Here is a 23,032-nt window from a genome sequence, read left to right on the forward strand (position 1 = left end):
TAGTGTTTACAAGTATAAAGTCTAAATTCGTTGCTTTGATTGCTATAATAATGCTCGTTACGTCGAGTGCTATTATGTATTTTACTCACCGGGATGTTGGTAACGCCATGCTTGTGGCAGAACAGTCCTCTGCTCGTAATGTGCTAGGCTTGGCTCAGTTACACATCAGTGCTAGCTATGATCGTATTATTAATGAGAAGGTTGGTTTGCTTGGTGAGTTAAAATCAGAAATGCGAAATACTTTATTTCTGGTTCAGTCAGTTGTTAATTCATATGCAGGTTTAAATAATCGTAACGAAGGCGATCAAGAAGTTATTCTTGATTCTTTGATTAACTGGATTCGCTCTATGGCTATAGATAAGAAGTATTTATTTATAGCAGATTCGCAAGGTAATGTTTTAGCGGCTAATAACCCAATCATTGAGGGAGGGTCTTTAGGCCAAATTAAAGATCTTAAAGGTTTAGAGCTTTCAAAAGTTATGCGTCCTAGTAACTTACCTAAAGACGGTGCCTCTAGCATATTCGAATGGTCTAGTAGCGAAGGGGAAGAAAAGAAGAACTATTTAGCGTTCTTTTTACCTGTAGAAGGGTGGTCATGGACAATCGGTGTGTTGGTGAATTTCGATGATATCGAGGTGCAAAGCCAACAAAAAATGGATGAAATCATTGATGATCTTAGCCAAAGTCTTCAGCAAATTAAGGTTGCTGCATCTGGCTTTGCGTTTCTATTCAACGGTTCTAAAGAGGTACTCATCGCTCCTCCTGATCTTCCGCTATTACCCGATGTGAATACTGGTCAGTTAGATTGGCAGCAGTCCCCACTGTTAGATCGTATTATAGAAGGGCATAAACAAAGCGCTTCGTTTATTAGTTATGAAGGCTCGTTTACGGGTGGTCGTGAAGTACAGGTCTTTATCTCTTACTTTAAAGCATTTGATTGGTACTTAGCGGTTGTTGTTCCCGTTGCTGAAATTGCAGGGCCAGGTCGTGATTTAGTTGGAAGGCAAAGCCTTATTATTGGCTCTGTTTTCTTGCTGAGTTTGTTTGCTGCTTTCTTTTTAATCTCTAAGTTGGTTAATCCGCTATCCATTTTGACTGCACATGCGAAAGCTCTCCCATCTCGTAACTTCGCTAAATCTCCAGATATAGAGGACAGTATCAAAGGTTTAGCGACTCGGTATCAAGACGAAGTCGGGCGATTGGCCGAGTCATTTATTTTCTTAGAAGAAGAGATACGAGAACGTATTGAGCAGGCCGATCAGGAAAAAAATGTAGCTGAGCAAGCCAATAAAGCTAAGAGTGAATTTTTGGCTACGATGAGTCATGAAATTCGCACACCGATGAATGGTGTGTTGGGCATGACAGATTTAGTACTAGAAACAGATTTAAATGCTCATCAGCGTCGTTTCTTACACATGATTCGTTCCTCTAGTGAGAGCTTGCTGCAGATTATTAACGACATTCTCGACTTCTCTAAGATTGAGGCCGGTAGTCTTCTTTTAGAGAAGGCTGCTTTCAACCTGAATGATATTATTCAAAGCCAAGTAAATTTGTTTGCGCCCCAAGCCGAACAAAAAGGGATTGGTTTATTTTATTACCTTCCAGACCATTTTAGGGGAGCAGTTCAAGGCGATGAGGTTAGAGTACGTCAGTTGTTAACAAATTTAATTAGCAACGCGTTAAAGTTTACCTCTGAAGGTGAAGTATCTATTTATCTCGAAGTGCTTGAGGAAACGGATAATAAACTGACTGTTAAAATAATAGTTTCTGATACGGGGGTGGGTATTTCACCAGAGCAAAGGACTCGTATATTTGAACCATTTGTCCAAGCGGATAGTTCAACAACTCGTAACTTTGGAGGTACCGGGTTAGGGTTAGCCATCTGTAAACAGTTGATTGATATGATGGACGGCAGTATTGGCTTTTCGAGCTATGAAGGTGAGGGGACTACATTTTGGTTTACCTTGTCATTTGATAAAGGTCTTCACTACCAAGATCGCAGACCAGGGCAGTTTATCTCTGCGAGTAACGAACCAATAGTGATGCCGGATGTTCACGGGCGTCTGTTGCTGGTAGAAGATAACGAAGTTAATCAGGCATATGCTCTTCAAATTTTGTCAGCAGCGGGTAGTGGATTAACGGTTGATGTCGCTGCAGACGGGATGGAGGCACTCGATAAGTTTAAACGCCATCGTTATGACTTAATTTTGATGGATTGCCAAATGCCGAAAATGGACGGATATAAAGCAACGGCAGCCATTCGACAAATGGAAAAGTCATTATCTCCCGGTGCTCAGCCAACACCTATCGTTGCGTTAACGGCGAATGCGTTTAAAGATGATAGAGAACGCTGCTTCGACGCAGGAATGACAAACTATCTAGCTAAACCTTATAAAAAACAGGCGCTGATAGCTGTACTGAATGAGTACCTCGTCAAAGAAGAGACCAGTTCTGTTGTGTACTTGCCGCCGGCTAAGGGACATCCGTCCTCACTTGAAGAGGGTGTTGTGCCTGCCGAGACTGTAGATTCCTATGTGTTGGATCCTGAAATAATCGCGCAATTACAACAAATGGACGAAGACGGGTTGTTTTTAAGACGAATTATTACAGCGTTTTTAATGAAATCAGCCGATAACCTGTCGCAAATTCAATCAGCATTTAATGACAAGGATGAAGATACTTTACGTATGGCGGCTCATACGTTGAAGTCGAGCTGTTACAACTTGGGTGCGACTCATTTAGCCGAATTAAGCCAGCAGGTTGAGAGTTTAAGTAGCGTTAACCTAGATGATGTAAAGGCTCTAATAAATCCGCTTGAAGTTGAACTAGAGCGAGTGAGAAAAGCTTTATCTAATTTATCTGAAAGTTCGGTTGGAAGTAGTGGGAAATCATGACAGAAGTATTAATAAAACCGAGCAAAGTACTGGTTGTTGACGACGATATAACCGCGCGCATCCTAGCCCAACAAGCGCTTACTCTCGATGGCTTTAAGGTATATGAAGCAACTGATGGGTTGAATGCATTAGAGCGCTTTCAAGAAGTGCATCCGGACATTGTGATTCTAGATATTGAGATGCCAGAGCTGAACGGCTATGAGGTGTGCCGACAAATTCGTCAATTACCATTTGGTAAACGCGTACCGATATTGATGGCGACAGGCTTTAACGATATGTCGTCTGTTAATAGGGCTTATGATGCTGGCGCAACTGATTTTGTAACCAAGCCATTTAACTGGAAAGTGTTAGGCCAGCGTTTACGCTACATGATCCGAGCAAGTGTGGTTGGTGAAGAGCTAAACGAGTTGAAAAAAAGTGAGCGACGTTTAGCAAATGCGCAACGTATTGCGAAACTTGGTAACTGGGAATGGGATGTAACTTCAAATGAGTTGTATTGGTCTGATCATCTATTTGAGTTGCTCAATTCCAAAAGGGGTAAGATCCAGCCAAGCCTAACCGCTTTTTTTGAAAGCATCCCCGAGATCGATCATTTTAAAGTACGTTACTGGTTTAACCGTATTGTGAATGGTAAGCCAAATGCTGCTGATTCAATCCATCATCGTATTATTGTTAATGATGACCATCGTATTGTGAAACATCAGATAGAGGCAGAATTTGATGAAGATGGTGAGTTGGTTTTGTTATCCGGAGCTGTTCTAGATGTGACTGAGCTACGACAGGCTCAAGATAAAATTTTGGAGCTAGCCAGCTATGATGCGCTGACGGGGCTGCATAACCGCTCGGTATTTAGTTCAGCGGTGGATCGTGCAATCAAAAGAGCTCAGAAGTTTAATCATACCGGTGCTGTGCTGTTTTTAGATTTAGATAACTTTAAGCGCATTAACGACACGTTTGGTCACGGAGTGGGTGATTTGTTACTGAAGGTTGTCGCTAAGCGGTTAACTAAAAGTGCCCGTGCTAATGATCGTAATGATAATGGCGAGAGCAATAGTGAAGCACATCTCATATCGCGTTTTGGGGGCGATGAGTTCACCATTTTAATCCCGCATGTAAAAGATGCCAGCGAGGCCAAAGTTATCGCGGACCGTATCTTAGATAATATAGGTAGGCGGGTTAGCTTGGCAGGGCACGAGCTGGTAATTACTCCCAGTATTGGTATAGCGCTATTCCCACAAGATGGTACTGAAGTTGAAAGCCTTCTGAAAAACGTGGATGCTGCCATGTACCACGTAAAGCATGGTGGGAAAAATAGCTACGAAATGTTCGCGCACTCAATGAACATTGTGTCCAAAAGGCGCTTACAGATAGAAGCACACCTTAGGCATGCAATTGATAACAAAGAATTGTATCTGGTGTATCAGCCTCAAATATCATTACACAGCGGAAAAATAATTGGTGTGGAGGCGTTATTACGCTGGGACTCGCCATTATTAGGAGCGGTTTCTCCTGTTGAGTTTATACCTGTCGCAGAAGAGACGGGGCTAATTACCCCAATCGGCGAGTGGGTTTTGTTCGAAGCCTGTCAGCAAGCTCAGGTATGGCGTGATGAAGCGCTTCCACCGGTAAGAATGGCTGTGAACTTATCCGTTAGGCAATTTGCGCGTCAAAACCTCGAATCGGTAGTCCAGTCAACATTGCTAAAAACGGGGTTGCCCGTGCGTTATTTAGAGCTGGAAATCACGGAAAATATGCTGATGGATGATGTCGAGGGTTCTGTTGACACATTGCATCGTCTTAAGGATCTTGGGGTTTGCTTAGCCATTGATGACTTTGGCACAGGGTACTCAAGCTTAAGTTACCTAAAGCGTTTCCCAATTGATCGCCTTAAAATAGATCGCTCGTTCATTACACATGTTACCACTAACACTGAAGATGCTTCGGTCACTCAAGCCATTATAGCCGTCGCGCATAGCTTGGGACTGAGTGTGACGGCGGAAGGGGTTGAGTCAGCTGATCAGCTAGCGTTTTTGAACGAGAATAAATGCGAAGAGGTACAAGGCTACTATTTTAGTAAGCCTGTTAGCGCTAATGATATAAAACGACTACTGATAGTAAACCAAGGACTGCCTGATAGCTAAGCCTTGGTTTAATTAAGTTATACCCGTAAAAACTCGGCACGCATTCTTTCGTTCGTTTTAAATTTTCCGCCTACCGCGAGTGTTCCGGTAGATGAACTTGTATCCATTACACCGCGTGACTTAACGCAATAGTGGGTTGCTTGTATGCTCACGGCTACATCATCAGTGCCGAGCAAGGCTTGAAGAGCAATTAATATTTGTTGATTGAGACGCTCTTGAACTTGCGGTCGCTGAGCAAAAAAGCGAACAATCCGGTTAATTTTAGAAAGTCCAATGATTGTATCTTTGGGGATATAGGCAACATTTGCTAGCCCATCAATAGTGACGAAATGATGCTCGCACGCACTCGTTAGGCTAATGTCTTTGACTTTCACCATCTCTTCTACGCGCATTTTATTCTCGATTAAAGCAATTGACGGAAAATTACTGTAATCCAGCCCCGAGAAAATTTCGTTAACGTACATTTTAGCTATGCGGTGAGGGGTCTCGGTTAAGCTATCATCATTTAAGTCTAAGCCTAGAGTACTGAGTACTTCTGTCATCAGCCCTTTAATACGTTCGTATTTTTGGTTGTTATCCATTGGGGTTTCTACCAATGGGGTTTCAAGTCCCGCTTCTTGTAACCGTTTCTGAACGAGTCTGGCTTCAGGGCTTAGCATGTGTAAATGTCCTGCTGTCGATGTTTGTTTCATTTTCTATATATACGATGGTTATCGTCATCTGGATGATATATGACTCTTTGGACATATTTTGATTCCATACGAAACCGGTTGCGGGTAGGGTCGAGACTTTTACGAACCCTTCAATTCCTCGATCAGTAGACGTGCTAATTGGGTAGCGCTTTGCCAAGCTGCTTCTGCAGGAGGCAAGTTTGCTTCCCCTGCCAATATCCAGTCGCCGCAAACAGCAATTTTATCATGCTCACTCCATAAGTAACTAACTTGTTGAGTTTCGGTTGGATTACTTGTTTGCAGTGTATGGTGTTTTGCGTAAAGCCAGCGATGAGATCGCGTGTAAGCGACGGTTAGTTTTTGATCTAGCATATGCTCAAAGGCTTGGAGTAGATGCTCGGATACAGAGTCTGCATCTGTATCGATATGGGAGCGGCTCCATTCATCTGATGCTTCTACAACCCAGACTTCTTTGTATTCTTTGGAGTGTCGGCCGGGCTTTGCTGAGTCGCGAACGGCCCGCTTGATAGGCCCAGAACTCAATAGAATATCAGGGGTTACCTCTGAATGAACAGATAGCCCGATGATTAAAATCCAATTTGCAGAAGGCTGGATGGCTTCTGCTTTGTGTGCAAAACGTGGGATGGACTCAAGCAATGGCACGGCTTGCGGAGCCGGAGTCGTGATGACTGCTGCATCAAACCGATCAAGGCAATCCCCATTTTCATCTCGCAGGATAACTCCTAAGTTATCCGGCCACACGTGGCTAATTCGGCAACGAGTCATCAAGGTTACGTTAGATAAAAGTGTGCGAGTTAAGGCTGAAAACCGAGGTGATGCTACCCAGTAATTTTGTGTAGATATATTTTGCTCAATAGATTGTACGCAAGTAGGCCATGGCACAATACAGGGTAGGTCTCGTAACCATGTATCAAAGGGTTCTGAAATGTTTTCAAAATAGGGTAGACCGATGTCTACACTGTCTTCGCCGACGCGAGCACTGGATAAGCGTCCTCCGGTACCCCGGCTTTTTTCATATACGGTTACTTGAAAGCCAGCTTTGTTTAGTTCGTTGGCGAGAATGCATCCTGATAGGCCTGCACCTACTATAGCAATCTGTTTTGTCATCGTATTCTCAAATAGTAAGGCGGATCATTAATGGAAGTTCTTGCTGTCTTATTGCAAGGTCAATCTGAAATTTAGCGTGCTAAAATCTCAATTGGATAGCAGCTGAGCGAGAGTCTGTATTTGAAGTCCATTGCTTAGCGGTGTCGGGTATGCAGAGTTCGGAGTGAGGAATCGTTTGCTCTAATGTTGCTTTATGTAAGCCTACAGCTCTGAGTAAATCGTAACCTTGGGCTAGGTTCTTTAGGGTTATAACTTCTCCCTGTTTTGTTTTCAATAAAGCACTAGAAGGGGTTTCACCCAGTATATAGTTGACTTTGATTACCATTGCACCGCAGGCGGGTTCAATAAACGACACTTCTGTACCTGGTTGATGTGCTAAATGTTTTAACTCTTTAATTTGCATAATTTTACTCCCCTTGCATTGGTTGATACGAAACTTCAGCGTTTCCCGATGAGTGCGAGCAATAAAAAGGCGCTCATAAGAGCGCCTTAGAAAACAAGAAATGTAGAGGTTAGCTTAAGTTAATAAAGTAATCTAATGCGGCTACATAACCAAAAGTGCCTAAACCTGCGATAACGCCATCTGCTCTGAGTGACACATAAGAGTGATGTCGAAAGCTTTCGCGTTTGTGAACATTTGAAATATGAACTTCAACTACGGGGCTTTCAAAAGCATTGAGTGCATCTAAAATAGCAACAGAAGTATGTGTAAAAGCGGCAGGGTTGATAATGATGCCGTTTGCCTTGTCGCGAGCTTCATGGATTTTATCGATGATAGCTCCTTCGTGATTGCTTTGAAAAAAGTCAACAGTGAAGCCTGATTGAGCTGCTTTAGTCTCAAGCTTTGCCTGAACGTCTGCTAGTGTTTCATAGCCATAAATTTCCGGCTGGCGCTTCCCTAGCAAGTTGAGATTAGGCCCATTCAATACATATATAACATTGCTCATCACAAAATCCTTTGGGTACTCGTTTAATAACCAAACAGTCTTGGTATAAAGGTAACTGTTTGCGGCACAAACGTAATAAGAAGAAGTACGCCTAATTCTACTAGGAATAGCGGCATGATTCTGCGTGAAATTGCGCCCATACCTACGTTTGCAATGGAATTCGAAACAAATAGACAAATTCCCATTGGCGGCGTTACCAGTCCAATCATCAAATTAAAGATGACAACAATGCCAAAGTGAGTGGGGTCGATGCCTAAACTCATGGCGATTGGGTGGATAATAGGGAGCAGAATAAGCATGGCCGCAATCCCTTCTAAAAAGAGGCCTACGACTAAAAGAATAAGATTCACCATGAGCAAAAATACCCAAGGGTTAGTAACCTCACCTAATACATAGCTGCTAATGGTTTGTGGCACCCGAGAAAATGTAAGCATCCAGTTAGCGGCAGCCACTACGGCAATAATAATTAAAATAACTGATGAATCTCGCATAGCGCGCACGAAGATATGGGGTAGACGAGATAAATTAAGGGTTTTAAGGATAAATATGCCCGCTATCAGTGCATATCCTGCGGCAAGAGCAGCGGCTTCTGTTGGCGTAACAATTCCCGTTAAAATAGATCCCACAATAAATATCGGCATAAATAAGGGGATCCATGCATTAACAAATGCACTAAAGCGTTCTTTGGCTGAAAGTTTGGGGCGTAAAGGAGCGTAGTGTCCTGCATAGATACGCACATAAATTGATAAGCCAATAGCTAAAAATAGGCCCGGAGCGACACCGGCTAAAAAAAGTGCAGGCACCGATACTCCGCTGGTGATAAGTGCGTAAATAATAACGGGTATGCTAGGAGGAATCATCGGGCCTATTACCGATGAAGCGGCCGTTAGTGCGGCTGCGAAATCGCGCGGATAACCTTCTTTTTCCATGGTTGGAATGAATATACGTCCCAGTGCTGATGTGTCAGCGACCGCTGAACCAGATAAGCCTGCAAAAATAACAGAGGCCCATATATTAACCTGTGCTAAGCCGGCTTTAGTGTGGCCAACCAGTGCATTGGCAAACTTAATAATACGGTCGGTAATACCGCTTTCGTTCATTAACTCGCCAGCAAGGACAAAAAGGGGGATAGCAAGAATCGCAAATGAATCTATGCCTGAAAAAATACGTTGGCTAACTAGGCCGAACGAAAAAGGAGTTTGTGATACGTGTCCAAACACGGCCAGGAGAATAGCAAAAGCAATGGGGCTGCCAATAACCATCAAGACAATAAGAATACCAAAACCTAACATGACATTACTCGCTCTGTATCGAAGGTGATAGGACAAGCTCAGATAGCTTAATAAGTGCCGCGATCGTTAAACCTACACCACCAATCACCATTGCTACTTGAAAGTAATACATTGGAATTCCAGAGCCTGGGGCGGTTATAGCACCTCGCTTCATCATAAAAAGGTAGCCAGACCACGCTAAAATAATGCCAGACACTAAGACGACAATGTCAGATATGACATGAAGGATGTTGCGGATTTTGGGTGAGACAGCGTCTTCGAGGAAGCTGAATTTTATATGCATCCCTTCTAGGTAACATAAAATAGTGCCAAACATGGTGCCATATATCATGGCGTATTTAGCGATTTCTTCGCTCCATTGGATTGGTGAGTTGAGTAGGTAACGGCTCAGACTACTTGCTAAAACAACAGAAAACACAATTAACAAAGAGGTGCCTGTCAGCCAGGACAGGGCTTTTTTATAGAAGGGCTTCATAGGACAATATCTCAAGGGCATGGCTTGAAAAAATGCTGGAAGCAAAAGGTCACTCCCAGCATTGTTTTACCAGGGTTACTTCGTAACAGACGCGACAGCTGCTTGGGCCTTATCTACCCAAGTATCACCAATTTGACCTTTGAGCCATTCTAAAACAGCAGGTTGGGCGGCTTCACGAAAAAGCTCAAGTTGGGCAGTTGTTGGTGTGGTGATTGTCATACCGTTAGACGCCAGTTGAGATAAACCTTCTGCCGAGTTGATTTGTTGAATTGCACGGCCTACAAGCCCTGCTACTTTTGCTGCTCGCTCTACAATAGCGCGGTCAGCGTCGTTAAGCCCGGCAAATACGTCTTCATTAATTAATAGGAAATCCGTCCCGTAGACGTGTCCATCTAATGTTAAATGGTTTTGAAATTCGTAGAACTTGTTACCATAGATAACACTGATAGGGTTCTCTTGGCCGTCGACCACGCCGGTTGTCAACGCAGAAGGTACTTCAGGCCAAGCGATAGGAGTCGGTTCACCACCCATTGCTTTAACCATTTCCACGTATAACGGCAGTGTCATTACACGGATTTTTAAGCCTTCTAAATCTTTAGGTTCGGCTATTGGGCGCTTAGAGTTTGTAAAGTTTCGAAAACCAGTTTCACCGTACGCTAAAGTACGTAACCCGGTTTTTGCTAAGCAGTTTTCAGAAAGTGCCTTGCCAAATTCGCCGTCCAGCACTTCCCAAGCAACAGGCGCTGAAGGAAACAGGTAGGGGATTTCTAGAACGGACGCTTCTTGGCAAACTTTAGCAAATGCGCCAGACACCATTGTCATACTTAATGTGCCTTCTTGAGCCGACTGTACTAAGTCTGTTTCGCCGCCTAATTGACTTGCCGGGTAAATATCTACCTCAATACGTCCACCCGATTCAGCCTCAACAAGTTCTTTAAAGACTTTAGAAGCAGCCCCTTTTTTAGATGTCGTCCACTCTTGTGGATCTACATGGCCTAGTGTCAGGGTTACCTCTGCAGCTTGAGCAGAAAAGGAGACTGCAGCAGCCACTGAAGCCAAGGTGAGAGTTACGTTTTTTACGGTTAATTTCATGTTACATCTCCAAAGGCGACTTCTAAGAAGTCTTCTGTTTTTTATGTTTATAGTTATTTCAAGCGAGGGTGTTACGCCTGAAATTGCCCTGAGTCGGCTAAGAGCCGATAAGTATACGGCTAATTTTATAGTTTGTTATTAAAAATAACCTATATATTAACCCGTTAAATTGACATTTTTTATGCATTATTACGATCAAATCTTCTCATTAAGCAATTAATACCTAAAATTATTGGGTTTTGAGCTAAACGACTATTGAGTAGTAGGTGAACTTTGAGTGATTGCTATCGATATGAAAAATGAGATTTTGTCGTTTTAGTATACTGTTATTGTAATATAAAAGTGTTTTTAAACAGGATAAATGTTTTTATTTAGTTAGATTTTTTCTCTTTTCAATCAGATATTTTTTACATAAGTAATTGATAATTAATAACAAATAGATTTTTTGATATGTTCTCGACGCGAAATTAGATAATGTATCCCTGATAAAACCTAAAAGTATCCTATATTTTGTTTTATATCATATATGTTGACTTGCCGCGGTGGAGGTAATTATGATCGCTGCGATGTGATCATTCGTGGTTGCACCTTAGCTTTGTGCTAGCGTGGGATTAGATGGCAAATCTCGATTAGCATTCGCAGTGAGCAGTATTGTGGAGAATAAGAAATGATAAAGTTAGGCCTTATCGGTCAATCGATTCAAAAATCAAGCGCGCCTTTGTTACATACGTTGTTAGGTGAGTTGCACAACATACCGGTAATGTATGATTTACATGAGCCAGCTGATAAATCTCCCGAAGCGTTTGCTTTCACATTGAATCGGCTGTGTGAAGAAGGCTACACCGGATGCAATGTAACTTTTCCTTATAAGCAAATTGCGATTAATCACGCGACTAATACCAACGAGGCGGTAAAACGTGTTGGTTCCACAAATACACTGTCCTTTATCGGCGAGACGGTTAGCGCAGCGAATACCGACTACTCTGGTTTTATTCGCGGCTTCAAAAGCCGCTTAGGTGAGCAGCCGGCAGGTAACGTGTTATTGATTGGCGCTGGCGGTGTTGGCAGGGCAATAGCGTTTGCCTTATTTGACGTTGGTGCTACACAAGTGATGATTTACGATGTGCATGAAGAGAGTGCTCGGTCATTATCTGAATCTATGTGTGCGGCTGGTTTGAAGGCCCGCTTTGTTACCAAAAATGACATTGGTGATGCGGCTATGGATGCCGATGGTCTGGTAAATTGTACGCCAATTGGGCACTACAAAACGCCAGGTAACCCTCTTGAGCAAAGCTTGTTTGGACCACAATCTTGGGCTTTTGATGCGGTCTACACACCCGTGGATACCGAATTCTTACAGGTTGCTCATCAAAAGCAGATGACGATTGTCTCTGGTTTTGACTTGTTTTTATATCAAGGCTTAGACGCATTTACTATTTTCACCGGACAATCCGTGGACGCCCCTTCGGTCCTAGCGCGCTTTAAAGAGAAGTTTAATGTGAAGAGCCAATTTATTAGATAGTTATCTTTTCCTGGGCTATCAATGCTCCCTGAGCCTATCCATTATTGGATAGGCTTTTTTTATGGGTGAAAAGTACAGGTAATCTATCTAAATTGTTAAAGGATACCTTAACTAAACTTGTTAGAATTGCTAAAAGGAATGTAGAATAGTTTATGTAGAATGTCGGAAAATGAATGAATAATGCATTGGATCGTAAGTTAGTTGGGCAAGCGGTTTACGAAAAACTACGAAATGATATTGTCACCGGACGCTTAAAGCCAGAACAAAAACTCAAGCTAAATCAGCTTAAAGAAACATATAACGTTAGTGTAAATACACTAAGAGAAACCTTGATGCGCTTGGTGGCTGAAGGTTTTGTGTCATTTGAAGACCAAAAGGGTTTTCGTGTTATCCCCGTCTCTATTGCGGATTTAGAGGAGTTAATAGAGCTACGCGGCACCTTGGAAATGCTAGGGCTAGAAAAGTCGTTCGAACGTAGAGATACATTGATCGATTGGAAATCTCGGCTTATTAGCGCCCACTTTCGCTTAAGTTGTGCTGAAAAGTTGATGATGGAAGATGAGGCGCAGCATGTAACTGCTTGGGAGAAGGCTGATAGAGATTTTCATACAGCCATTGTCTCTAATTGCGGATCAAAACAATTAATTCGTTATCATGCCTCTGTTATTGAGCTGTATATGCGTTATCAAGTATTAGCGTTAAGCCAGCGCCCGTTTCGCGGGAAAGAGGTTATGGCTGAGCATCAAGAATTGGTTCAGCGGCTCTTGGATGATGATATAGAGGGGGCCAAATCCTTGCTGTCCCTCCATATTAGTCGAGGTAGTCAAACACCTAAAGCCACAGTGTAGCCCATGTTTATTGGCGGGGTATTCAAAGTAAGATGCCTAATATGGCGGCTATCGATATGAAGGACACCATTGTTGCCCCCATGAGAATACTGGCGCATATACTTCGGTACCCGTAATTCCCACCTATAATGGGGTATATGCTCATCATAGGCATGGCTGCCAATAAAATAGCGGCTAAGCGTAGTTCAGGGCTGAGGCCTGGAATGCAAAGCACCGCGAGCGCGACGCATAACGGGTGCATTAATAATTTACCGACGATAACAGTACTAATTTCTACCATATTCCCTTTTATGGTGGAGCCAACTAGGGAGCCTCCAATAACGAATAGGGCTGTTGTTGCTGAGGCGGCAGACAACATATGTAGGCTTTCATTAACAGGAGCGGGGAAGCGAATTTGTAGTGCCGACCCGATAAAACCTGCAACGATAGCAATGATTAATGGGTTGCGAGTAACACGTTTAATAACTGATTTCCAAATTTGTAAAAGAGATTGGTTTTCCCCTTTGCCATTTGCGTACTCAATAGTCATTAAAGCCACAGGAAATAGCAGCATATTCTCAATGATTAAGGCCATAGTAAATGCCACTGTAGGTGGATCATCAAACACTAAAATAAGAACAGGAAGACCAAAAAATGCACTGTTACTCATCGACATGCCCAATGCTTTAATACCGCTTCCTGTTAGGTTGTTGTTCAACAGTTTTTTAGCGATCAATAGTCCAATCGAAAAAGACAACAGCGAGCCTATGCCATAAGCAAGTAAAAAGCGGGGTTCAATCACATCCGCAAAATCCATATGGACCAAGGTATCAAATATCAATGCGGGCAGCGTAAAGTACATGACAAAACGGCCCAGTCCCGGTAATGCATCCGTGGGCATTAGTCTTGTTTTAACCGCAACATAACCGAGTATGATTAAACAGAAAATGGGTGCTGTTGTAGCAAAAATCTCTAACACGTTATTCTCCCTGTATCGTGTAGAAGTCTACGGGCATATTTGGTTTATGCTGCCTATTATGCGAGCTAGCCAAGGTGTCGTTGCGCCTGCTTTAAGCAGCGCCGCTTGCATTGTTTCTACATCGAGCTGTTGACCACTTTCTTGTGCAATCAATGTAAATAAATGTTCGGTCCCGGTTATAGCCGTCTTGCTTGCTGCTTTTACTAATTCGGATGCTTTATCCCTTCCCATCGTCTTGGCGAGCTCAAATGTTGCGGCTTCGGCATAAATGACACCATTGAAAGCGCCGAGGTTGTGTAACATTTGCTCTCTATTAATAACAATGTGGTCCAGCGCGTCGATACTATGACGAGCGGCTACCACTGTTGCTAGCAGCTGTTGAGGGAGGATGAACCACTCTTGTGTCCACTGACTGCCACTGCGTTCATGTTCATGCAGCATGGCCTGATGCATTTGTCCGCACCAACCTGCATTTAAACGCATCATGGCAACCATGACTTCGGCATTAACAGGGTTGCACTTTTGCGGCATGGTTGAAGAGCCGCCACCGTTTGTAAAACGGATTTCGCCGCATTCAGTGGATGAGAGCCAAAGCCAATCTTGTGCCATTTTGCCAAGTAGCCCCGTAGTTACACTCAACCACGAAGAGCATTCTACTAGTGAATCACGTTGTGTATGCCAATTATCACCGCGCTCAAGTGTCAGTGTATCTGCAAAATGCAAACCGACCTCATCCGCTTTTTCACCCATAGCAGCTAGGGTCCCAACGGCCCCGCCTAATTGTGTTTTGAGGATACGAGGCCTCATTTCATCCAACCGCGCGAGCTGGCGCAGCAGAGGATTAGCCCATTCAGCTACTTTGAAGCCAAAACTCATGGGGACCGCTTGTTGTGTGCGAGTACGGCCGGCAATGAGCGTATTTTCATGTGTCTGCGCTAAATCTCGCAAATGTCTAAGAGAATGTTTGATGCGCTGTTCGATAATATCGAGTAGAGATCGGATCGTTAAGATGAGCGCTGTGTCAACGATGTCTTGGCTAGTCGCGCCAAAATGAACCCATTTCGCCTGTTCCGATGGAAGCTGGGCCTTGATAGCAGCTACTAAAGCCGGAACAGGAACTCCAGCCGAAGCCGTGCCCTGAGCTAATGTAGCTGGAGAGATCTCTAAGTTTTCAGCAACATTTGTAATGGCTATCGCGGCTTCTGTTGGGATTAGGCCGGCTTTAGCTTGCGCTATGGCCAGAGCAGACTCTACGGATAGCATTGCCTTGATGAAAGCCTGATCGTTTAAATAATAACCGGCTTCGTTATCGGAGAGTAGAGGGTTAAATAGTGCCGAATCAAAAGGGGTTACTTGAATCATGAATAGACCTTGTCAGTAGCAATACAGCGTATCAGAAACAAAAAGTGCGCTAATGCTTACTATACCTCAACAATGAGGACAGCAGCGTTAGCGCTATGGAGCCAGACAATAATAAAGCGGAGTGTTAAACCGCTTCAATTGCGATAGCGATACCTTGGCCGACACCAATACACATGGCTGCTAAGGCGTATTTTTTGCCTGTACGTTTCAACTCTAGAGCTGCCGTTCCTGTAATGCGTGCTCCCGAAGCCCCTAGTGGGTGACCGATCGCGATAGCGCCGCCGTTAGGGTTAACGTGCGCTGCATTATCTGGCAGGCCTAGGTCGCGCAATGTTGCGAGCGCTTGGGAAGCAAATGCTTCGTTTAGCTCGATGACATCAAACTGGTTAATATCCATATTAAGCTGTTTGCATAGCTTTTGTGCCGCTGGGGCAGGGCCAAAGCCCATAATGCGAGGCTCAACGCCTGCTGTTGCACCGCCTAGCACTTTCGCAATAGGTGTGAGGCCGTACTTTTTAACGGCTGCTTCAGAAGCAATAATTAATGCAGCGGCGCCATCATTCACGCCCGACGCGTTGCCTGCCGTAACACTGCCTCCTTCACGAAACGGAGTGCCGAGTTTAGCTAAGGCATCAGCGGTAGTTTGCGGGCGAGGGTGCTCATCTTCTGCAAAAATGATGGGATCTTTTTTGCGTTGAGGTATCGTAACCGGGACAATCTCTTGTGCAAAAATACCGGCGGCTTGTGCTTTCGCTGCACGTTGTTGCGATTCCAGCGCAAAGGCGTCTTGGTCGGCGCGGCTAATGTTGAATTGTTCAGCGACGTTTTCACCTGTTTCGGGCATTGAATCAACGCCGTATTCGGCCTTCATCTTAGGGTTGATAAAGCGCCAGCCAATGGTAGTGTCATGAACTTCATTGTTTCGCGAAAATGCTGACGTCGCTTTTGGCATAACAAAAGGTGCGCGAGTCATACTTTCGGTGCCGCCTGCAATAATGACTTCGGCTTCACCGGCTTTGATTGCGCGGGAGGCCATGATAATAGCGTCCATCCCAGAACCACATAAGCGGTTAACGGTAGTACCGGTAACGCTATTAGGGTATCCCGCTAATAATGAAGACATACGGGCAACATTTCGGTTGTCTTCGCCTGCCTGATTAGCGCAACCAAAGATCACATCATCAATAGCCGCTGGGTCCAGTTCTGGGTTACGCTCTAACAAAGCTTTGAGCGGAATGGCGCCTAAATCGTCAGGACGCACTGTAGAGAGTGTGCCGCCAAATCGTCCAAACGGCGTGCGAATATAGTCGCATATGTAAGCTACGGTCATCATGATATCTCGGTTATTTTCCGGCGTGTGCTTTAGCCGTACGTTCATTTAGTGCGCGTAGAGCGTCAAGTTCAATCGCAGTGGGCTCCGGTGTTTCGATTACTTGGTCAGCAAAACGAACAGCCCAGCCTGTATTCTCTTGGATTTGCTCACGTGTTACGCCGGGGTGGATAGACGTCACTATGAACTCTTTAGTGGCCGGGTCTGTTTCGAAAATACAAAGATCCGTTGTTAATCGGCTAGGGCCTTTTGTCTTAACGCCGAGCTCTTCTCGCTCTTTGCCTGTTTTGCCGTGACCAAGCGATGTAATAAAGTCGATGTTTTCAACAAAACCACGGTTGGTTTGTTTCATGACAATAAATATTTCACCGCATGAAGTAGCGATCTCAGGCGCTCCACCGCCACCAGGCAGGCGAACCTTAGGGTTGTGGTAGTCTCCACCAACAACAGTGGTGTTGATGTTGCCAAATTTATCCAGTTGAGCAGCACCTAGGAAGCCAACTGAGATTCGTCCACCTTGTAGCCAGTAGCGGAACATTTCTGGAACAGACACGGTCGTTACCGAAGTGTCGCATAGCTCACCATCACCGATAGATAGTGGTAATACATCAGGTTTTGTACCAATGGTGCCTGATTCGTAGATTAACGTGACGCCGGGTGCATGTGTTAAGCGTGCTAGGTTACAGGCAGCTGAAGGCATGCCAATACCCACGAAGCAGACGTCGTCATTTCGGATAGCGCGGGCTGCTGCAATGGTCATCATTTCTGTCGGAGTGTAACTCATCTCACTTCTCCTTTTTCTTATCGGCAACACGTTGCGCAAAAATCTCGGGACCTACTTCTAATACGTTCTCTTTCATCCACGCCAGGAATGCATCTCTATCAGAGGCGATAGGGTCCCAGTTTTTATAGAAAGCATTATCTCGGTCGTAATAGCCCATCGCATAGGAAGGATGAGCGCCGCCTTGGACGACGGCAATAGACTTTACCGTCCAGCTAGGTAGGACGCAGGCATTAATGTGGATGTCGTCAAAGTCATCGACTATCTCTTCAACGGTTACTATGGCGCGTTTGGCGGCGAGAATGGCTTCTTTTTGAACCCCTACAATACCTTCAATTAACACATCACCATTCTTGTTAGCTTTTTGGGCGTGGATGATAGCGACATCTGGCTGGATAGAGGGAATAGCTGCCAGTTTTTCACCTGTGAACGGGCACTCTACGCGTTTGATGTTAGGGTTTACTTCTTCTAATTGCGCGCCAAGGTAACCACGGAAAATAGCACACGGTAAACCTGCAGCACCGGCTTCATAAGCATTTGCCATGGCTGCATGGCTATGTTCTTCGATCTCAAGTTTGTGCGGCCAGCTTTTTTCATAAGCATCACGCAAACGACGAAGTGAGCCGACACCTGGGTTTCCACCCCAGGAGAAGATGATTTTTTTGGCGCAGCCCATACCGATCAATTGATCATAGATGAGGTCTGGAGTCATGCGGATCAAAGTAAGATCTTTTTTATTCTGACGGATGACTTCATGCGCGGCGGCATGAGGGATTAGATGGGTAAAGCCTTCCATTGCGATCACATCACCGTCAAAGACGTTTTCTGCGATTGCTTCTTTAAGGGAGACAAACTTTGCCATGGCAAGGGTTCCTCAATTATATAAGAGCAGACACAAAACGACGGCCAGATTATCAAGATACTAGGCTCGCCGATTGCTTTTCAAAGGAGCGTTATACGGGCTTTAGCCCCAAAATTTGGCGAGCTTGCGCCGGGGTAGCCACTGTACGTCCATAATCAACGACCATACCCGCTAAGCGCTCTACTAATTGTGCGTTGCTTTTAGCGAGGTTGTCTTTGTCGAAGCGGATGTTATCTTCTAAACCTGTACGTACATGTCCACCGAGTTCAAGCGCCCACTGGTTTAGAATGAGCTGGTACTTTCCAATACCTGCTGCCGTCCATGTGCCGTCTGGGCATACACGCTTAAATTGTTTGATCATGAACTCTAGTACTTCGCGATCGGCTGGGATTGCGTTTGGGATAGAGGTCACAAACTGCAGGTGTACAGGCGATTTGAGCAGGCCTCGTTCTACCAGTTTGGCTGTATTAAAAATCATCGACAGATCAAAGGCTTCAATCTCTGGTTTAATATCGTTATCAAGCATACGTTGCGCAAGATCATCGATCAGCTGCGGAGAGTTTGCATAAACAATCGACCCAAAGTTGACAGAACCTGTCGCAAGCGAAGCCATATCAGGTTTGAGATGTAACATGCCACCACGTTCTGCACCAGAGCCACTTCGGCCACCCGTAGAAAATTGAGTGATCATTCCTGGGCAGTGTTTGCGTATGCCTTCTTGCACTAAAGCAAAACGTTCTGGGTCTGAGCTCGTCGTTCCGTCGTCGTTTCTGACATGCAGGTGCACTAAGGTCGCGCCTGCTTCGTAAGCTTCGTGCGTTGACTCAATTTGTTCTGCCGGCGTGATAGGAACGGCTGGGTTATTCTGCTTTTGAGGCAGAGACCCCGTAATAGCTACGCTAATGATGCAGGGAGATGACATGTTTAATCCTCAGAAGTTGAAGAACACAGTTTCTTGATCGCCCTGCATATGAATATCGAAGTGATATTCAATGCCTGTCGCCGTCTCGTGACGTTGTGCGATTAGCGTAGGGCGACGACTTTCCTCAACTTTATTTAGCGTGGAATCGCTCGCATTAGCGGCAGCTTCATCGCTAAAGTAAACGCGTGTATAAGCATGGTTAGGCAAGCCGCGCATAAACACGATCACGCTGATATAAGGTGCTTTACCTGCTTCTGATGACCCAGGTTTAATGGTTTCAAACGCAAAGTGGTGATCGGCTGTCATACCTGTACCGCAGCGACCAAACCCAGAGAAAGCTGGATCAAGTTTACGGTCTTGGCGTCCATCATTAGGATGATTAAATCGACCAGCGGCGTTCGCTTGCCAGAGTTCAATCATTGCGTCATTGACCACTTGGCCTTGGCCGTCGAACACTCGCCCTTTGATACGGATGCGCTCACCCTCAGTTGTATCCGTTACCATGACGGCATCTGCAACTTGAGTATGGTTATAGTGATATTGCTGCGCAGTTAAGCCATAGGCGAAGTAAGGGCCAACGGTTTGTGAAGGCGTTTGTTTCATAGACATAATTAAGCCTCCATCGGCGTTGCTGAAACACCACGTAGAACGATGTCAAAAATATAACCTAGTGCGAAACCTTCTTCGGTAACATCGATAGAAAATTCGCTAATCATACGTTCACGCGCACCCGCGGGAACCGATTGATAAATAGGGTCAAGGTCTAGCAGCGGATCGCCAGGAAAGTACATTTGCGTGACTAGGCGTGAAGCGATGCTGCCACCAAATAATGAGAAGTGAATATGATTAGGGCGCCACGCATTAGCGTGGTTGCCCCAAGGATAAGCGCCGGGCTTGATGGTATAAAACTTGTATCGACCCTCAGCGTCAGTCAAACAGCGGCCAGAGCCTAAAAAGTTAGGGTCCAGCGGTGCATCGTGCTGATCTTGCTTATGGATATAACGTCCACCTGCATTGGCTTGCCACACTTCGACCAGAGTGTTGGCAACAGGATTGCCGTTCTCATCCAATACGCGGCCGGTCACGACGATACGTTCGCCAATAGGCTCGCCGTTGACTTGCCCATTCTTTGTTAAGTCGTGATCAAGCTCGCCAATCACTTCTGCACCATAGGCGGGGCCTGTTAGCTCCGATAGCTCCGGATCAATTTCAACTAAGCTTTTTGATACACCACGTAAAATGGAGGATTTGTATTCAGGACTAATATAAGCCGCATGGCTATCCCAGTCTCTAGGTGTCACTTTACTCATGAGTTCTTGTCCCCATCAATGGAAATACCTATCTCTGCGTAGGCTTGTTTTGCCACACGAATGGCGATGTTTGATGCTGGAACACCCGCATATACACCAAGGTGTAATAAAGTTTCGCGTACTTCATCGAGGGTTGCGCCAGTGTTTTGTGTTGCTCTAACGTGCATTGCCAGCTCTTCGTCATGACCTAGCGCTGCTAATAGTGCAATCGTAATCAGACTGCGATCCCGTTTGCTGAGAAACGGGCGGCTCCATACGGAACCCCAAGCGCCTTCTGTTATGAAAGTTTGAAAGGGTTCGTCGAATGTTGTTTTATTGCTTTCTGCACGGTCGACATGAGCATCGCCAAGGACCGAGCGGCGTACCTTCATACCTGCATCGAAGCGTGTCAGTGGTTCACTTACATTACGAAGAAAGCCTTGAATGAGTTTAGCTAAAGCGTCTGGTTGCTCAACACAAGGCAGGTGGCCTGCATTTTTAATGATTTCAAACTGCGCACCAGGAATGAGTTCGGCTGTTGAACGCACTAATTCGGGTGGTGTTGCACCATCTTCATCACCCACAATACACAGTGTAGGTTGTGTTAATTGCGAACTGCTTTGCGTTAAATCTGCATTACGAATGGCTTTACAGGTGGCGGTGTAGCCTTCTACGGGAGTGCGCGCCAGCATGTTTTTCCACAAAACTACTTCCGCTTCTTGCTCGGTACGGAAATTACTGGCAAACCAGCGTTCCATCACTGCATCAGCAATATGGCCTATTCCATGTTGAGTGACTGTTTCCATGCGGGCATCCCAGGTTTCTGCCGGGCCAATTTTGTGAGCGGTATCACAGAGAATAAGGTGTTTCACCAGCTCCGGACGTTTAGCCGCTACTCCCTGCGCGATAAGTCCTCCTACAGATAATCCGCACAGAATGGTTTGGCTGATATGTAAAGAGTCTAATAGAGCGATTAAATCGCTAATATGATCGTCAATGGTGTCGGGCAAGTTGTTACAAGACGATAAGCCATGTCCACGTTTGTCATAGCGCAAAAAACGGTATTGGTCTTTCAAGTAAGGCAGCAAAGGGTCCCAGACGCGCATGTCAGTACCCAATGAGTTTGAAAAGACGATAAGTGGCAAATGTGAGGGACCGTCCAATTGGTAGTGTAGGACGTCTCCGTTATTTGACAGGGTTTGCATAGGTATCAGCCTTATTGTTAGTTTTTGGCTAGTTGATCCCCATACTTTTGACAACTTTTTATGTTATGTAAAATGAGCTTTTGTTGTATTTTTATATCGTTTTCGATATGTAAACGTTTTCTATCGCTTTTTGCTGCGTGTTAGTTAACTGGATTTGCCTCTGCCGTATCGCGCACTGCATTCATAAACATTTGCATTACAGGGGTCGGGATAGTGTCGGCACGTGTCGTTAGTCCGACTGGGCCTAAGGTTTCTTTTGTATCTAAAGGCAACTCAATAAATATGTTGTCTTTGATTTCACGTGCCACTACGCCGCGCGAAATAACCCAAATAGCATCAGTTTGGCGGATGTACTCTTTACCGAATGAGTCTGAGATAGTTTCGATGCGGTCGGGTAGTGCGCCAAAGCCTTGAGCTAATAAAAAGCGTTCAACGGCAGGAGCAATCAGTGAGGCTTTAGGTGGGTAAATGACGGTGTACTGGCTAACGTCTTTTACGTCTAACATTGGTTTGCTAAGCAAAGGATGGCCTGGGCGAACCACAAACGTTACGCGTTCAGAGTACAGGTGCTGAAAAGATAGGCCTGACATTTGTTCTGGTTCAGCTAGGCGTCCTACTACTAGATCCAGTTCACCTACGCGCAATTGGCTTACTAATAATGAATTGGGCCCCGAGACAAGATTGAGCGTTGCATCAATACCGCTTTCGCGAAAACGCTGTACAGCATTGGGTAAAATAGAGGTGGCAACGGTAGGAAGTACACCCACACTAAGTGTTGTTTTCCCTTTTTGCTGCGCTTGAGCAATACTGTCGGTCCCTTCACGTAATGCGGCAACGCTAGCCCCTGCATACTTGAGAAAAACCTCTCCAAATTGTGTTAGCTCTACTCCTTTCTTATTGCGCTCAAGCAATCGAACACCGAGCATTTCCTCAAGCTCTTTTAGCTTTTTGGATACAGCAGGTTGCGTTAGAGCAAGAACATCAGCCGCTCTGCCAACGCTGCCTTGGCGTGTAACTTCTAAAAAGCATTGTAAGTGCCTGTACTTAATTCGGTTCTCAAGCATCACTTATGTCCTGGTTGGGGGTAGGTAAATTTAAAATGCGTTATGCAGTTTCTGAGTATGTTTAAAATATAGGGTACTTTTAAATATATTGATATTATGCTTATTTATGTAGTTGATTCCATTTAATTCATATTATTTATATCAAAAAAAGAATAATAAACTATCTTTATTTCATTTCCACACCGTTTAAGTAGTCGCTAATGTGGGTAGTAATATTGAATAAGAATCCGTCGTTGCTGGGTTTACAGC

General features: G+C 44.8%; 21 protein-coding genes. 4 read left to right on the top strand and 17 right to left on the bottom strand.

Annotated features, from left to right (window positions below):
- The first annotated feature begins 2 nt into the window (after positions 1-2).
- Positions 3-2,894, top strand: a complete 2,892-nt coding sequence (locus BS617_RS04590) for an ATP-binding protein (RefSeq protein ID WP_075171716.1) — start codon at positions 3-5, stop codon at positions 2,892-2,894.
- Positions 2,891-5,035 carry a putative bifunctional diguanylate cyclase/phosphodiesterase gene (locus BS617_RS04595; RefSeq protein WP_075171717.1) on the top strand — a complete coding sequence of 715 codons (2,145 nt, stop codon included), beginning with the start codon at positions 2,891-2,893 and terminating at the stop codon, positions 5,033-5,035. The genes BS617_RS04590 and BS617_RS04595 overlap by 4 nt, the downstream gene beginning before the upstream one ends.
- A gap of 17 nt (positions 5,036-5,052) precedes the next feature.
- Here the strand turns inward: BS617_RS04595 and folE are convergent, their stop codons facing one another.
- The 7 genes from folE to BS617_RS04630 all read right to left on the bottom strand — a co-directional run bounded on the left by folE (position 5,053) and on the right by BS617_RS04630 (position 10,640).
- Positions 5,053-5,694 (bottom strand): GTP cyclohydrolase I FolE, encoded by a 642-nt coding sequence (gene folE, locus BS617_RS04600; protein ID WP_075171718.1) that lies wholly within the window; start codon positions 5,692-5,694, stop codon positions 5,053-5,055.
- Positions 5,695-5,826: 132 nt separating this feature from the next.
- Positions 5,827-6,834, bottom strand: coding sequence for an NAD(P)/FAD-dependent oxidoreductase (locus BS617_RS04605; RefSeq protein WP_075171719.1), 1,008 nt, complete (start codon positions 6,832-6,834; stop codon positions 5,827-5,829).
- A gap of 79 nt (positions 6,835-6,913) precedes the next feature.
- Positions 6,914-7,237 (bottom strand): hypothetical protein, encoded by a 324-nt coding sequence (locus BS617_RS04610; protein WP_075171720.1) that lies wholly within the window; start codon positions 7,235-7,237, stop codon positions 6,914-6,916.
- Positions 7,238-7,346: 109 nt separating this feature from the next.
- Entirely contained in the window at positions 7,347-7,781 is a 435-nt protein-coding gene (gene aroQ, locus BS617_RS04615) for a type II 3-dehydroquinate dehydratase (protein WP_075171721.1), read from the bottom strand.
- 23 nt (positions 7,782-7,804) lie between these two features.
- Positions 7,805-9,073 carry a TRAP transporter large permease gene (locus tag BS617_RS04620; RefSeq protein ID WP_075171722.1) on the bottom strand — a complete coding sequence of 423 codons (1,269 nt, stop codon included), beginning with the start codon at positions 9,071-9,073 and terminating at the stop codon, positions 7,805-7,807.
- A 4-nt stretch (positions 9,074-9,077) separates the two neighbouring features.
- On the bottom strand, positions 9,078-9,548 hold the full coding sequence (locus BS617_RS04625; protein ID WP_075171723.1) for a TRAP transporter small permease: 471 nt from the start codon (positions 9,546-9,548) through the stop codon (positions 9,078-9,080).
- A gap of 75 nt (positions 9,549-9,623) precedes the next feature.
- Positions 9,624-10,640, bottom strand: a complete 1,017-nt coding sequence (locus BS617_RS04630) for a DctP family TRAP transporter solute-binding subunit (RefSeq protein WP_075171724.1) — start codon at positions 10,638-10,640, stop codon at positions 9,624-9,626.
- Between the two features lie 667 nt (positions 10,641-11,307).
- Here BS617_RS04630 and BS617_RS04635 point away from each other — a divergent pair.
- Together BS617_RS04635 and BS617_RS04640 are read left to right on the top strand one after the other, a co-directional pair.
- A complete protein-coding gene (locus BS617_RS04635) occupies positions 11,308-12,162 on the top strand; it encodes a shikimate dehydrogenase family protein (RefSeq protein ID WP_083609930.1) in 855 nt (284 codons plus the stop codon).
- A 173-nt stretch (positions 12,163-12,335) separates the two neighbouring features.
- Positions 12,336-13,010 carry a GntR family transcriptional regulator gene (locus BS617_RS04640; RefSeq protein WP_075171725.1) on the top strand — a complete coding sequence of 225 codons (675 nt, stop codon included), beginning with the start codon at positions 12,336-12,338 and terminating at the stop codon, positions 13,008-13,010.
- 22 nt (positions 13,011-13,032) lie between these two features.
- On the opposite strand, the gene BS617_RS04645 is transcribed toward BS617_RS04640, so the two are convergent.
- The 10 genes from BS617_RS04645 to pcaQ form a co-directional block, all read right to left on the bottom strand.
- Complete coding sequence (locus BS617_RS04645) at positions 13,033-13,968, bottom strand: AEC family transporter (RefSeq protein WP_075171726.1); 936 nt, start codon at positions 13,966-13,968, stop codon at positions 13,033-13,035.
- Positions 13,969-13,995: 27 nt separating this feature from the next.
- Positions 13,996-15,330 carry a lyase family protein gene (locus BS617_RS04650; protein WP_075171727.1) on the bottom strand — a complete coding sequence of 445 codons (1,335 nt, stop codon included), beginning with the start codon at positions 15,328-15,330 and terminating at the stop codon, positions 13,996-13,998.
- A gap of 124 nt (positions 15,331-15,454) precedes the next feature.
- Positions 15,455-16,660: a 3-oxoadipyl-CoA thiolase gene (gene pcaF / locus BS617_RS04655; RefSeq protein ID WP_075173431.1), complete on the bottom strand. Its 1,206-nt coding sequence runs from the start codon at positions 16,658-16,660 to the stop codon at positions 15,455-15,457.
- A 13-nt stretch (positions 16,661-16,673) separates the two neighbouring features.
- Positions 16,674-17,444, bottom strand: coding sequence for a CoA-transferase subunit beta (locus tag BS617_RS04660; RefSeq protein ID WP_075171728.1), 771 nt, complete (start codon positions 17,442-17,444; stop codon positions 16,674-16,676).
- A gap of 1 nt (position 17,445) precedes the next feature.
- A complete protein-coding gene (locus BS617_RS04665; RefSeq protein WP_075171729.1) occupies positions 17,446-18,303 on the bottom strand; it encodes a CoA transferase subunit A in 858 nt (285 codons plus the stop codon).
- Positions 18,304-18,394: 91 nt separating this feature from the next.
- The gene (locus BS617_RS04670) at positions 18,395-19,225 is read right to left on the bottom strand and encodes a 3-oxoadipate:acetyl-CoA acetyltransferase (protein ID WP_075171730.1); all 831 of its coding nucleotides are present in this window, start codon (positions 19,223-19,225) and stop codon (positions 18,395-18,397) included.
- Between the two features lie 9 nt (positions 19,226-19,234).
- Positions 19,235-19,834, bottom strand: coding sequence for a protocatechuate 3,4-dioxygenase subunit alpha (pcaG, locus tag BS617_RS04675; RefSeq protein ID WP_075171731.1), 600 nt, complete (start codon positions 19,832-19,834; stop codon positions 19,235-19,237).
- Positions 19,835-19,836: 2 nt separating this feature from the next.
- A complete protein-coding gene (gene pcaH / locus BS617_RS04680) occupies positions 19,837-20,535 on the bottom strand; it encodes a protocatechuate 3,4-dioxygenase subunit beta (protein WP_075171732.1) in 699 nt (232 codons plus the stop codon).
- The gene (gene pcaDC / locus BS617_RS04685; RefSeq protein WP_075171733.1) at positions 20,532-21,719 is read right to left on the bottom strand and encodes a bifunctional 3-oxoadipate enol-lactonase/4-carboxymuconolactone decarboxylase PcaDC; all 1,188 of its coding nucleotides are present in this window, start codon (positions 21,717-21,719) and stop codon (positions 20,532-20,534) included. The genes pcaH and pcaDC overlap by 4 nt, the downstream gene beginning before the upstream one ends.
- 140 nt (positions 21,720-21,859) lie before the next feature.
- Positions 21,860-22,783 (bottom strand): pca operon transcription factor PcaQ, encoded by a 924-nt coding sequence (gene pcaQ / locus BS617_RS04690; protein ID WP_075171734.1) that lies wholly within the window; start codon positions 22,781-22,783, stop codon positions 21,860-21,862.
- Between the last annotated feature and the right edge of the window lie 249 nt (positions 22,784-23,032).

The organism is Neptunomonas phycophila, from assembly GCF_001922575.1.
Classification (GTDB): domain Bacteria; phylum Pseudomonadota; class Gammaproteobacteria; order Pseudomonadales; family Balneatricaceae; genus Neptunomonas; species Neptunomonas phycophila.

What these genes read in the sequence shown, in the direction of transcription:
- BS617_RS04595 (WP_075171717.1), top strand. Translation starts at nt 2,891, where the DNA reads ATGACAGAAGTATTAATAAAACCGAGCAAAGTACTGGTTGTTGACGAC.
- folE (WP_075171718.1), bottom strand. Translation starts at nt 5,694, where the DNA reads ATGCTAAGCCCTGAAGCCAGACTCGTTCAGAAACGGTTACAAGAAGCG.
- BS617_RS04605 (WP_075171719.1), bottom strand. Translation starts at nt 6,834, where the DNA reads ATGACAAAACAGATTGCTATAGTAGGTGCAGGCCTATCAGGATGCATT.
- BS617_RS04610 (WP_075171720.1), bottom strand. Translation starts at nt 7,237, where the DNA reads ATGCAAATTAAAGAGTTAAAACATTTAGCACATCAACCAGGTACAGAA.
- aroQ (WP_075171721.1), bottom strand. Translation starts at nt 7,781, where the DNA reads ATGAGCAATGTTATATATGTATTGAATGGGCCTAATCTCAACTTGCTA.
- BS617_RS04620 (WP_075171722.1), bottom strand. Translation starts at nt 9,073, where the DNA reads ATGTTAGGTTTTGGTATTCTTATTGTCTTGATGGTTATTGGCAGCCCC.
- BS617_RS04625 (WP_075171723.1), bottom strand. Translation starts at nt 9,548, where the DNA reads ATGAAGCCCTTCTATAAAAAAGCCCTGTCCTGGCTGACAGGCACCTCT.
- BS617_RS04630 (WP_075171724.1), bottom strand. Translation starts at nt 10,640, where the DNA reads ATGAAATTAACCGTAAAAAACGTAACTCTCACCTTGGCTTCAGTGGCT.
- BS617_RS04635 (WP_083609930.1), top strand. Translation starts at nt 11,308, where the DNA reads ATGATAAAGTTAGGCCTTATCGGTCAATCGATTCAAAAATCAAGCGCG.
- BS617_RS04640 (WP_075171725.1), top strand. Translation starts at nt 12,336, where the DNA reads ATGAATAATGCATTGGATCGTAAGTTAGTTGGGCAAGCGGTTTACGAA.
- BS617_RS04650 (WP_075171727.1), bottom strand. Translation starts at nt 15,330, where the DNA reads ATGATTCAAGTAACCCCTTTTGATTCGGCACTATTTAACCCTCTACTC.
- pcaF (WP_075173431.1), bottom strand. Translation starts at nt 16,660, where the DNA reads ATGACCGTAGCTTACATATGCGACTATATTCGCACGCCGTTTGGACGA.
- BS617_RS04660 (WP_075171728.1), bottom strand. Translation starts at nt 17,444, where the DNA reads ATGAGTTACACTCCGACAGAAATGATGACCATTGCAGCAGCCCGCGCT.
- BS617_RS04665 (WP_075171729.1), bottom strand. Translation starts at nt 18,303, where the DNA reads ATGGCAAAGTTTGTCTCCCTTAAAGAAGCAATCGCAGAAAACGTCTTT.
- BS617_RS04670 (WP_075171730.1), bottom strand. Translation starts at nt 19,225, where the DNA reads ATGTCATCTCCCTGCATCATTAGCGTAGCTATTACGGGGTCTCTGCCT.
- pcaG (WP_075171731.1), bottom strand. Translation starts at nt 19,834, where the DNA reads ATGTCTATGAAACAAACGCCTTCACAAACCGTTGGCCCTTACTTCGCC.
- pcaH (WP_075171732.1), bottom strand. Translation starts at nt 20,535, where the DNA reads ATGAGTAAAGTGACACCTAGAGACTGGGATAGCCATGCGGCTTATATT.
- pcaDC (WP_075171733.1), bottom strand. Translation starts at nt 21,719, where the DNA reads ATGCAAACCCTGTCAAATAACGGAGACGTCCTACACTACCAATTGGAC.
- pcaQ (WP_075171734.1), bottom strand. Translation starts at nt 22,783, where the DNA reads ATGCTTGAGAACCGAATTAAGTACAGGCACTTACAATGCTTTTTAGAA.